The following is an 11,049-nucleotide window of genomic DNA, read 5'->3' as shown; positions in this document are numbered from 1 at the left end:
GCAATTACTGCCAATTCGGAGCTGCTGCACGGCGCGCGCAGCTCAAATGCCCGGCCGGAGTTTGGCACCTTGTGACAAAGATTGTGACGCGCATAACGGGTCGAATATGAGTACACGTCAGGTACCCGCCGATCCGATCAACGGACGCGTGGCCTACGAACCATATCGAGGAGGAAGCGTGGAACCACGAAAGATTCGGGTCGGCATCGACACCGGTGGCACATTCACCGACGTCGTGGCAGTGGACGAGGAGTCGGGAGCCATGGTGACCACCAAGACTCCGTCGACACCGAGTGATCCGGCCGAGGGATTCCTGACCGGCATCGACAAGGTACTGCGCCAGCTCGGCGTATCCGGCGATTCGCTCAGCGCTGTCAGCCACGGCACCACCGTCGCCACCAACAAGCTACTCGAGGGCAAGGTGGAGAACCTGGGGTTCATCACCACTGAGGGTTACGAGCACGTTCTCGAGATCGCGCGCCAGTCGGTACCCGACGGCTATGGCAACTCGTACTTCTGGGTCAAGCCCGATCGCATCGTCCCCGCGCATCGCGTCCGCACCATCCGTGGCCGGCTCTCGTTCGACGGCAAAGAGATTCGCCCGCTCAACGACGAGGACGTGCGCGCCGCTGCCGCATTCTTCAAGGCAGAGGGCGTCAAAACGCTGGGTGTGTGCCTGGTGCACTCCTACGCTAATCCCGATCACGAGCAGCGCGTTCGCGACATCCTGCTCGAGGAATACCCCGAGGCGACGGTCTCCATCTCCACCGAGGTATTGCGCGAGTACCGCGAATTCGAGCGCGCCATCACCACATTGGTCGACGCGGCCGTCAAGCCGAACATTCGCAGCTACGTCAACAACATCGCCAACCGGCTGCGGGAGTTCGCCACCGAATCCGGCGACGCGCGCGATGTGCCGTTCTACGTCATGAAGTCGAATGGCGGCGTCCTGTCCGCCAAAGAGGTTGTGCATCAGCCCATCACCACCGTGCTCTCCGGCCCAGCTGCGGGCGCTCTGGGTGCGGCCCTGGTGGCCAGCGCGGCCGGCGTCGAGCAGGTGTTGACGTGCGACGGCGGCGGCACCTCCACCGATGTGACCGTCGTGGTCCGCGGCGAGCCGGCACTGACCACCGAGGGGCGCGTCGGCAACTACCCGTCGAAGATCCCGATGATCGACGTCGTCACCGTGGGTGCAGGCGGCGGGTCGATCGCCTGGATGACGCCCGAGGGCACGCTGCGCGTCGGGCCGCATTCTGCCGGAGCCGATCCCGGCCCCATGTGTTACGGCAACGGTGGGTCCGCTCCCACCATCACCGATGCCCACGTTCTGCTCGGCCGCATTCCTCCGCACCTGCTCGGCGGCGAGATCCCGCTCGATACCGACCTGGCGCGCAAGGGCATCGAAGACCTCGCGCATCAGCTCTCGCTCGAAGTCGAGGCCTGTGGCACCGGCATCCTCGAGGTGTCGGCCTGGAACCAGGCCAATGCGCTGCGGCAGATCTCGGTCAAGCGTGGTCTCGACGTTCGCGACTTCACGCTCGTCACGTTCGGCGGCTCCGGCTCGCTGCTGGCCTGCCGCCTGGTGGACATCCTGGGTCTGAAAGATGTTCTGGTACCCCTCAACCCGGGCAACGTGTCGGCGTTCGGTTTGCTGACCGTCGACGTGCGCAACGACTACGTGCAGACGCATGTCAGCCGGCACGACCGTCTGCGCGTCGAGGATCTGGAATCGGAGCTGGCCGTGCTGGCCTCTCGGGCCGACGAGGCGCTCGCCGGTGAGGGCTTTGCGGCCGAGGATCGTCGCTACGCACGCTCGGCCGATCTGCGCTACTTCGGTCAGGCCTTCGAGGTTCGGGTGCCGATCGCCGACGGCGAGATTACTCAGGCCACCATCGATCAGGCCGCCGAAGCGTTTCACGAAGCACACCGCGAGCTGTACGACTACGACTTCCGCGGAGATCAGAGCCAGTTCGTCGAGTGGGTGAACCTGCGCGTCAGCGGCATCGGACCCATCAAGCGCCCGGTGCTGTCCGAGATCGCCGAGGGCAGCGGAGCCGAGAGTGCCCGCACCGGAACGCGTCAGGCCTACTTCGACGGCTGGCACGAAACCGCGATCTACAGCCGCGCCGATCTCGGTGCCGGTGACACGATCACCGGCCCGGCCGTCATCGAAGAATTCAGCTCCACCGTGCCGATCGATCCGGGCTTCTCCGCTCGCATCGACACGTTCGGCAACGTCCGCATCACCCGCACTCTCGACTCGAACGGAGCGAACTGATGACCGTCATCGACATGGTGAACAACAAGCCCTACCGGCTCTCTCCGGTCGACGCGCCTGCGCCTGATCCCGTGCTCGTCGAGATCGTGGCCGGCTACCTCGCGAGCGTCGAAATGGAGGTGGAGACGGCCATTTCGCGAACGTCGCGGTCACCGATGATTCGCGATGCCCACGATTTCCGCGCCGGAATCCACGACCGGAACCTACGCAAGCTGACGGGCCGCTCCTACTCCGCGCTGGTGCATCCGGTAGCTCGCGACTTCCCGCTCGAGACGATGAAGCCGGGTGACGTCTACTTCCACAACGACGTCTATCTCTCCGAGGGTGGCATCGGCCACCTCCCCGATCTCTGCGTCACGGTGCCGGTGTTCGCGACGAAGCCCGGCGACACCGAGCCGTCGGTCGTTGCCTTCGTGCAGGCTTTCGGCCATCACGACGACATCGGCGGCTGCTGCCCCGGCTCCATGCCGTCCGGTGCCACCACCGTGTACGAAGAGGGCCTGATGGTTCCGCCGATCAAGCTGTGGGATCAAGGCGTACCCAACCAGGCCGCGTTGACGATCATGACGCGCAACTCGCGCATGCCCGATGCGTTGGCCGCCGATCTCGACGCCGAATGCTCGGCGTGCCTCATGGGTGCTCGGCGAATGACGGAACTGTACGAGCGCTACGGCATCGATACCGTCGAGGCATGCTTCGACTCGATGATGGATGCCACCACCGAGATCTACCGCCGCGAGATCCTGAGCAAGATCCCCAAGGGCGAGTACACCTGGGAGGACTACGCCGAGCACGACGGCGTCGACGAGCCCATGTTGCACGTTCAGCGGATCACGCTGACCAAGACCGGTCCCGAGGACGAGCGCGGCGAGCGACTCATCCTCGACTTCACCGGAACCGGGCCGCAGGCCAAGGGCCCGATCAACCACTGTGGTGATTACGCCGACGGCAACTTCCTCGCCAAATGGCTTGCACCGGTGCTCCGTAACCTCGCGGACTCCCCCGAGCGTATGGCCGAGCTCGACGTCAACGAGGGCGTCATCCCGCTGATCGAGATGAAGTTCCCCGAAAAGGGAACGCTCATCACCCCGATCTTCCCGGCCCCGACCAACGCTCGGACGTTCGTCATCCTGCGTCTGCTCGGTGTGCTCGCCGGCGTCGTGGCAAAGGCTGTGGACGGCAACATGCCTGCCGATCAGGAGACCATCCGCTACACGGGCGTGTACGGCGACGACTTCGACGGCAACTCGTACCTCATGCGTGAGGTGCTCGGCGGCGGCTCCGGTGGACGGCATTACGCGGACGGTGAGGACACCATCCACGTCGTGCCCGATTCGCGGAACCTGCCCACCGAATTCACCGAGAGCCGCTTCCCGTTCATCGTGGAAAAGCTGGGCTTGGCCAAGGATTCGGGTGGTGCCGGACGTTACCGCGGCGGCCTCGGTTATGAGAAGCACATCCGGATGCTCAAGGATGCGCACTTCATGTCCATCGCCGACCGTTCGATTCTCGCGTGCTGGGGCGTCAAGGGCGGCAAGGCCGGCGGATCGTTCTCGGTGACGCTGAATCCGGGTCAGCCCAACGAGCGTGAGTTCGACGCGTTGACCGATGCCGAGCCGATTCTGGCGGGCGACACCATCCGTATCCGCACGACGGGCGGCGGCGGCTGGGGCGATCCCCTGGAACGTCCCATCGAATCGGTGGAGCAGGACGTGCTGTGGGGCAAAGTCTCTCGTGAGTTCGCGGCCAAGGACTACGGCGTCGTCATTGCCGAGGACACGGCGACCGCGGATGTGGAGGCTTCGGAGAAGCTGCGTGCAGAGATGCGCAATGCGCGCGGCCTCGATGAGCCGTTCTTCGATCGCGGACCGGGATACGAGCAGCTTTCCGGTGGTGCGAAGTTCGCCGAGTACGACTTCATCGATCGCTGAGATCACCTGATGACTCTCGACGTTTCCCGTGGCACTGACATCGCGATCGTCGGTGCCACGGGTAAGACCGGACGAGCCGTCGCAGCTGCACTCGACGGTGTGGCGGTGGTGCGGCGGCTAAGTCGTTCTGCGCCGGACTACCCGGTGGACCTGGAGACCGGTGCAGGCCTTGCCGAGGCTTTCACCGGATGCCGTGGGGTGTACTTCATTGCGCCCAACGTGAATCCGGATGAGCCGGCTCTACTCGTGCGGGCGCTCAACGCGGCGGCTTCGGCAGGGGTCGACCACGTCGTGTATCACTCGGTGGCCTGGCCGTATAGCCCGCGGATGCCGCACCACATGGACAAGGCACGCTGCGAGGAAGAGCTACGTGCTTTCAGTTCGGAGCGGGGCTTGCACTGGACCATCCTGCAGCCCTGCGCCTATGCACAGAACTTCGAGGCGGTTCTGGACGGGACTGCTGCCGATCTTGCTGTGCCCTACAGCCTGGACACCACGTTCTCGTTCATCAGCCTCGACGATGTGGCCGAGGTGGCAGCTCGAGTCCTCATCGAGGGGCCCGAGCTGCACCATGCGGCGACGTACGAGCTCGGTGGGCCGGAAGCGCTCAGTGTCCGAGATGTGGTTCGTCTGGTCGAGGTGGCCACCGGCCGTGTGGTCGCTTCCAGGTCCTCGAGTGTCGATGAATGGATGAAGCTGCACAACGACTCGATGTCCGCCGATGAGCAACATCGACTCGGGGCAATGTTCGAGTTTTACGACGACCGAGACTTTCTGGCCGGGAGTGCCGTCACCGCAACCCTGTTGGGCCGGGAGCCGACGCCGGTGCGTGCGTTGATCAGCTAGTCGATTCCCGCCGAGCAGGCCACTGCAACACCCTCACGGCCAGGTGATGCCCAGGACTGTCACTGTGCTCTCGGCACCGGAGGGGAGCGAGTACGTGCGTACGTCACGCACTCGACTCCCGTCCAACGCTGACCCCAAAGGTGAAGCGGTCGAGCAGGTTCGGTCGCTGCTCTCCGTCGCGTGTTCGGCCAGCACGAAGGTGTCCACGTCCTTCTCGTCACCATCGAACATGACGGTGACGGCAGATCCGGGGCCGGCCATATCGCGGTCGATGGTTATCGATGCTTCCGATTCTGCGATGCGGCATTGCGCGATGTACGGACGCAGAACTGCGCCCGCCGATTCGAGATGACTATTCGATGACCGCTGTTTCTCGATGCGACGACGGACAGGCTTTACCGAGCGCGATCAGAACGGCCGGTGGTCGAAAGAGGTGGCGCTGCAATCGGGTCCAGGACGGAGTCGAGGGACCGAGGATCGAACGAGGTGACGAAAGCGCGAACGCTACCGCACCTCTGCTCCATCGGGGATCACAGCGACACACCTTCTTTCGGTTCGAGCTCGTGCAGCCGACTGTAGCCGAAAGAAAATAATAAGCCAGTCGGTGATGAGGGCGGTGCTTCAGACGATGCCGAGAGCGATCATCGCGTCGGCGACTTTGATGAAACCGGCGATATTCGCGCCGTGGACGTAGTCGCCCGGCTTGCCGTACTCCTCGGCGGTCGCGATGGTTCGGTGATGGATTCCGTGCATGATCGCGGCGAGGCGTTCGTCGGTGTACTCGAAACTCCACGAGTCACGAGATGCGTTCTGCTGCATCTCTAGAGCGGAGGTGGCCACTCCTCCGGCATTGGCCGCCTTGCCAGGTGCGAACGCGACTGAGGCGTCGCGGAAGATCTGGACGGCGTCCGGTGTGGTCGGCATGTTGGCCCCTTCGGCCACCACCTTCACGCCGTTGGAGACGAGGACTTTCGCCGCGTCGGCATCGAGTTCGTTCTGCGTGGCCGACGGCATTGCTACCTGGCACGGCACATCCCAGATCGAGCCGTTCTCGATGAACGATGCTCCGTCGACGGTCTCGCCGTACGCGCTGATGCGTTCGCGTCGCACCTCTTTGATGTCTTTGAGCAGTGCGAGATCGATGCCGTTGGAGTCGACGATGTAGCCCGAGGAATCCGAGCATGCAATCACTGTGCCGCCGAGTTGATGCACCTTCTCGATCGCGTAGATGGCGACGTTGCCGGACCCGGATACGACGACGGTCTTGCCATCCAGTGAGGTGCCGAGCGTCTCGAGCATGTCTGCGACGAAATAGGCGACGCCGTAGCCGGTGGCTTCCCGGCGTACCTGCGAACCACCCCACGAGGTGCCTTTGCCGGTCAGCACGCCGGATTCGTAGGAGTTGGTCAGTCGCTTGTATTGCCCGAAGAGATAACCGATTTCGCGGCCACCGACGCCGATGTCGCCGGCGGGCACATCGGTGTACTCGCCGATGTGGCGGTGCAGCTCGGTCATGAAGGACTGGCAGAACCGCATGACCTCGGCCTCGGATCGGCCCTTGGGGTCGAAGTCGGAGCCGCCCTTGCCGCCGCCGATGGGGAGCCCGGTCAGTGCGTTCTTGAAGATCTGCTCGAAACCCAGGAACTTGACGATGCCCAGGTTGACGCTGGAGTGGAACCGCAATCCACCCTTGTACGGCCCCAGGGCGCTGTTGTACTGCACTCGGAAGCCACGGTTGACGTGCACTGCGCCGGCGTCGTCCACCCACGGAACACGGAAGATGATCTGACGCTCCGGCTCACACAAACGCTCGATCAACCCGGCGTCGGCGTAACCCGGACTGCGATCGACCACCACTCGAAGCGAGTCGAACACCTCGGTCACCGCTTGATGGAACTCGGGCTCTCCCGCGTTCCGCGCGCGAACTTGCTGGTAGATCGTCTCGATCTGGTCTCGCGTCGACACTCGTGCGTCTCCTATGTGAGGAATGTGAAATATGACCGTAACAATGACGGACGCGAGATGGGCACACAGGTTGGGGACTCACAGGACCGGATCCACGACGTTCCCGATCGAGTGGGGTCAGCTTCCGCAGCGCGATGTACGCGCGAATGCGGCCTGCGGGTCGAGCCCGGTCTGCATACGCCACGCCGTCAGAGCGAGTCCCAGACCGGCCAGGTGCGTCGGATCATCGAGCGAGGTGCCCAGGAGCGTGTCGAGTCGCGACAACCGGGCGTAGAGAGACTGTCGCCTGATGCCCAGTCCGATCGCAGTCTGGGCTTTACTACCGCCGTTCGCCACGAAGGCATCGAGGGTTCGCACGAGATCGGCAGAGTGTTCGGTGTCGAAAGCGATCACGTCACCGAGCTGTTCGGTGACGAACTCCGTGATCATGGCCGGTACGCACGCGCCCAGCAACCGTTGAACACCGATATCGCGAGCGCACAGAACACCGGTGCGAGTTCCGAAGCGCCGCGCGATCTGGACCACCTCACGCGCTCGGCCGATCGCATCGGAGATGTGAGACAACCCGAGGACCGGAGCCGACGCACCGATCGTGCGCAATGCCGAACCATGAGATCCGCCGCGGAGCAGAGCCTCGATCTCACTGAACGCGGAGCGAACTCGCGCAGGCGACGGCTGCACCCAGCCCTGCGCGAGCACGACGACGTGGTTCGCAGCCACCCCGACCAAACACCGCCCGAGGACGGACTCGACCGCCTCTCGAACCGGAATCAACAGCTCGCGCGCCGGAGTTCGTTGATCGACGTCGACGGCGGCCACCAGAACATGGTGGCCTTCGGTGGGTGCCCAACCGGCTGCGCCGAGGCGCTCGACGAGGTCACCGTGTGAGGTCGACGTGCCTCCCACGAGATCGGTGATCACGGCCTGTGCACGGGACTGTCGGGGGCCGAGGCCGGGATGTCGACCGAGTTCCAGAGCTACCGCGACGGCCGCGCAGTGACCGATGGCCGAGCGCCGTGGAGTGGTCCGTCCGGCCAGCACGAGCCGACCGAGCGAGCCCGCGGGTCCGCGCACGTCGAGGACCGTTTTTTCATCGGCCGATCGCGGCGCAGCGGTAGCGTTGTGTTCGACGACGCGGCCCTCCGCGTCGAGCAGATCGACGCCACAGCCGGCCAGCCGTGCGATCGCATCGAGTAGGGCAGTCATGCCCTGCCCCGCCACGACGAGGTCCATGAGCTGATGCCAGACCGGCTCGCCGGTGCGCTGCATTCCGAGCCGGCGCCTCATCATGAGGTCGTGGAAGTCCTCGACCATCCGCTCGAATGGGACGATCGTGTGCAGCGTCAGGAATGCCACCCCTCGGCGACGCGCGGCCTCGACCAATTCCGGCGGTGCCACGAGAAATGAGCGCCCGACTTCCATTGCGAGAGCGGCACATCCCGCGTCGGCCAGTTGGTCGACGTAGGCGGTCAGCTGCTGGGCCGATCGTCCCTGGAGGCCGAGTCCGGTGGTCAACAACAGCTCTCCGCCCGACAGCAAGCCGCCCATCTCGTAGACCTCGGACGAATGCACCCAGCGGACGACCACGGTGTCGGGTAAGCCCGTGAGTACCTCGACAGCAGCCGCTTCGAAAGACGGCAGCGCCAGAACGTTTCGCAGTGTCGGCAGCATTCGTTCATGCTCCGCCGGTGGGACACAGTGCTCCAGATCGACTATTGCTCGAGTGACACGTTGTCCCTTGGCAATCTGTGCGAGGCCTGGTCGACTGATGGCACGCATCACCCTCACCGTTTCGTAGACGCTTCAGGAGGACCCCGTGACCGATCCCGCGCACACCGACGAGTACTTCCTCGGACTTGCAATCGAGCAGGCACAGATCGGCTGGGAGGAGGGCGGCGTCCCGATCGGCGCGGCACTCGTGCACGACGGCGAAGTACTGGCGGTGGGACGGAACCGACGCGTGCAGATGGACAGCGCAATTCGTCATGGCGAAACCGACTGCATCGAGCGAGCGGGGCGACTACCGGCTTCGGTGTACCGCAAATCCGTCCTCTACACCACACTGTCCCCGTGCTTCATGTGTGCGGGAACCGCATTGCTGTACGAAATTCCGCGAATCGTCATCGGTGAGAACCAATCCTTCGAGATGTCGGAGAGTCTGTTGCGCGACCATGGGGTACAGCTCGACGTCGTCGACGACCCCGCCTGTCTGCAGCTCATGGAACGCATGTTGGAGGAGCGCCCAGGCCTGTGGCTCGAAGACATCGGCGAGGAGGCATGAGCAACCGAGCCGATCACGAGTCCACCGCACAAAAGGCCGACGAACCGGTAGACCTGGACTACCCCGTCACGCCCGTGCCCCGCAGTGCCCGCAGGCCGTTCTTCTCGTTGGCCATCGTTCTGCTGGGCTTCACCATCTTCACGCCGACAATGCTGGCCGGCGCTGCACTCGGCACGGCGTTCAGTTTCTGGACCCTCATCCTGGTGATCGTCGCCGGCTCAGCGATCTTAGGCGCGTACGTGGCCATGATGGGATTTGCCGGTGCACGTACAGGTTTGACGACCGTGCTCATGGCGCGTTACAGCTTCGGCACCGGCGGATCCAAGCTTGCGTCGTTGCTCCTCGGTGGTACGCAAATTGGTTGGTATGGCGTCATCATCGGCACCATCGGTGAGCTCACCTCGCAGGCGTTGGGCTGGGAGTCGTATGCCGCGCGGGCGGCCGTGATGATCGGCGCGAGCATCCTGATGTGCATCACTGCGTGCTACGGATACCGCGGAATGTATTGGGTCTCGGTCGTGTCGACGCCGTTGATTATCGCCCTGGCGTGTTGGGTGGTCTCCCGATCTCTCGACGAGGTCGGTGGGTTCTCCGGTCTGACGTCGATCGCACCCACGACGACCATGACGGTCACTCTCGCCATCACAACCGTCGTCGGCACCTTCGTCTCGGCGGGGACACAGGCGCCAAACTGGACTCGGTTCGCGCGATCCGGGTCGCAAGCGGCGTGGGCGTGCATCATCGGGTTCCTCGTCGGCAACGGAATGATGATTCTCTTCGGGGCGATCGGAGCAATCACCTTCGGTGAGGGCGATTTCGTTCTGGTTCTCTACAACCTGGGACTCGTCGGGTGGGGCCTGATCCTGCTGTTCGGCAACCTGTGGAAGAGCAACGCCGACACCGCATATGCCTTCGGCGTCGCCGGCGCAGAAATGTTTCGGCATCCCCGCAAGGCACCGTTCATCATCGGCGGCTGCGCAATCGGAACCCTGCTCGCGCTCGTCGGTGTGCACAACCATCTGGTCGATTATCTGAGTCTGCTCGGCACTTTCATTCCACCGTTGGGCGGTGTTCTCATCGGGGACTTCCTGTGCCGCTGGCGTCAGGGCATACCCGAAGGGCACACTCCCCCGCTGGTGCACTGTCGACATCTCGCGGTCTATGCCTTCACGGCGTTCCTTGCGTGGCTGTCCGGGGAACTCGACATCGGAATTCCGCCGTTGATCGGCATCGTGGTCGCCATCGCACTGACGGTGGTTCTGCATCGACGCGGCGCTGCGTCAGCAGATGGCTCCCTGGCCGCTTAGGGTTGTCGACACGACTGTCAACCCCGACGCCAGTGTCGGTCGAAAGAGGTGGCCGAAGCCGATAATCATCACCGGGCTGTTCTTCGCCGAGTACGCGCGGGTCAGCGAAGACATGCTCGACATTCTCGGCGGTGTATGGGACACCTGCACCGTCCCTCGCGACACCCGCATGCTCGAATGCCGTCTGGTCGCGTTACTGCAGACAGGACCGGACGACATAGGTAAGGACTTTCCCGCGACGCTCGAGGTGCTCGACGCGACGGGCGAACACATCGTGAATCAGCGGGGCCTGCAGATCCCCGGTGCCGGCTTCACCGGCGAAAATCGATTCTGGTTCCTGCCGATGCAGATGGTGTTCCGCGACGAAGGACGACACAACTTCATCCTCAGCGCCGGTGGGGCCACTGCCAGCGTGGGGCTTCACATCGCCTTCGGCTGACG

Annotated in this window: 9 protein-coding genes; 6 read left to right on the top strand and 3 right to left on the bottom strand. The window is 64.0% G+C overall.

Annotated elements, in window-relative coordinates; all coding sequences use genetic code 11:
- Positions 1-178: 178 nt before the first annotated feature.
- From ACIGGF_RS14395 to ACIGGF_RS14385, 3 genes are read left to right on the top strand one after another with little or no spacing between them, the layout of a single operon-like run.
- The gene (locus ACIGGF_RS14395; RefSeq protein WP_397521960.1) at positions 179-2,278 is read left to right on the top strand and encodes a hydantoinase/oxoprolinase family protein; all 2,100 of its coding nucleotides are present in this window, start codon (positions 179-181) and stop codon (positions 2,276-2,278) included.
- The gene (locus tag ACIGGF_RS14390) at positions 2,278-4,209 is read left to right on the top strand and encodes a hydantoinase B/oxoprolinase family protein (protein WP_371832597.1); all 1,932 of its coding nucleotides are present in this window, start codon (positions 2,278-2,280) and stop codon (positions 4,207-4,209) included. The genes ACIGGF_RS14395 and ACIGGF_RS14390 overlap by 1 nt, the downstream gene beginning before the upstream one ends.
- A 9-nt stretch (positions 4,210-4,218) precedes the next feature.
- The gene (locus ACIGGF_RS14385) at positions 4,219-5,055 is read left to right on the top strand and encodes an SDR family oxidoreductase (RefSeq protein ID WP_397521959.1); all 837 of its coding nucleotides are present in this window, start codon (positions 4,219-4,221) and stop codon (positions 5,053-5,055) included.
- A gap of 33 nt (positions 5,056-5,088) precedes the next feature.
- Here the strand turns inward: ACIGGF_RS14385 and ACIGGF_RS14380 are convergent, their stop codons facing one another.
- From ACIGGF_RS14380 to ACIGGF_RS14370, 3 genes are all read right to left on the bottom strand, one after another.
- Entirely contained in the window at positions 5,089-5,316 is a 228-nt protein-coding gene (locus tag ACIGGF_RS14380) for a GreA/GreB family elongation factor (RefSeq protein WP_397521958.1), read from the bottom strand.
- A gap of 360 nt (positions 5,317-5,676) precedes the next feature.
- Complete coding sequence (gdhA, locus tag ACIGGF_RS14375; RefSeq protein ID WP_397521957.1) at positions 5,677-7,020, bottom strand: NADP-specific glutamate dehydrogenase; 1,344 nt, start codon at positions 7,018-7,020, stop codon at positions 5,677-5,679.
- 117 nt (positions 7,021-7,137) lie between these two features.
- The gene (locus ACIGGF_RS14370; protein WP_397521956.1) at positions 7,138-8,691 is read right to left on the bottom strand and encodes a PucR family transcriptional regulator ligand-binding domain-containing protein; all 1,554 of its coding nucleotides are present in this window, start codon (positions 8,689-8,691) and stop codon (positions 7,138-7,140) included.
- Between the two features lie 145 nt (positions 8,692-8,836).
- On the opposite strand from ACIGGF_RS14370, the gene ACIGGF_RS14365 reads away from it, so the two are divergent.
- From ACIGGF_RS14365 to ACIGGF_RS14355, 3 genes are read left to right on the top strand one after another with little or no spacing between them, the layout of a single operon-like run.
- The gene (locus ACIGGF_RS14365; RefSeq protein ID WP_397521955.1) at positions 8,837-9,301 is read left to right on the top strand and encodes a nucleoside deaminase; all 465 of its coding nucleotides are present in this window, start codon (positions 8,837-8,839) and stop codon (positions 9,299-9,301) included.
- Positions 9,298-10,608 carry a cytosine permease gene (gene codB / locus ACIGGF_RS14360; protein ID WP_397521954.1) on the top strand — a complete coding sequence of 437 codons (1,311 nt, stop codon included), beginning with the start codon at positions 9,298-9,300 and terminating at the stop codon, positions 10,606-10,608. The genes ACIGGF_RS14365 and codB overlap by 4 nt, the downstream gene beginning before the upstream one ends.
- Entirely contained in the window at positions 10,589-11,047 is a 459-nt protein-coding gene (locus ACIGGF_RS14355) for a hypothetical protein (RefSeq protein WP_397521953.1), read from the top strand. The genes codB and ACIGGF_RS14355 overlap by 20 nt, the downstream gene beginning before the upstream one ends.
- Positions 11,048-11,049: the final 2 nt, after the last annotated feature.

The sequence above is a fragment of the Rhodococcus sp. NPDC078407 genome (assembly GCF_044542515.1).
In the GTDB taxonomy this organism is placed as follows: Bacteria; Actinomycetota; Actinomycetes; order Mycobacteriales; family Mycobacteriaceae; genus Rhodococcoides.
The sequence above is the reverse complement of the archived record's forward strand: the minus strand, read 5'-3'. Positions and strand labels throughout refer to the sequence as shown.

Coding starts and splice junctions, on each gene's coding strand:
- ACIGGF_RS14390 (WP_371832597.1), top strand. CDS start 2,278: ATGACCGTCATCGACATGGTGAACAACAAGCCCTACCGGCTCTCTCCG.
- ACIGGF_RS14385 (WP_397521959.1), top strand. CDS start 4,219: ATGACTCTCGACGTTTCCCGTGGCACTGACATCGCGATCGTCGGTGCC.
- ACIGGF_RS14380 (WP_397521958.1), bottom strand. CDS start 5,316: ATGGCCGGCCCCGGATCTGCCGTCACCGTCATGTTCGATGGTGACGAG.
- ACIGGF_RS14370 (WP_397521956.1), bottom strand. CDS start 8,691: ATGCTGCCGACACTGCGAAACGTTCTGGCGCTGCCGTCTTTCGAAGCG.
- codB (WP_397521954.1), top strand. CDS start 9,298: ATGAGCAACCGAGCCGATCACGAGTCCACCGCACAAAAGGCCGACGAA.
- ACIGGF_RS14355 (WP_397521953.1), top strand. CDS start 10,589: ATGGCTCCCTGGCCGCTTAGGGTTGTCGACACGACTGTCAACCCCGAC.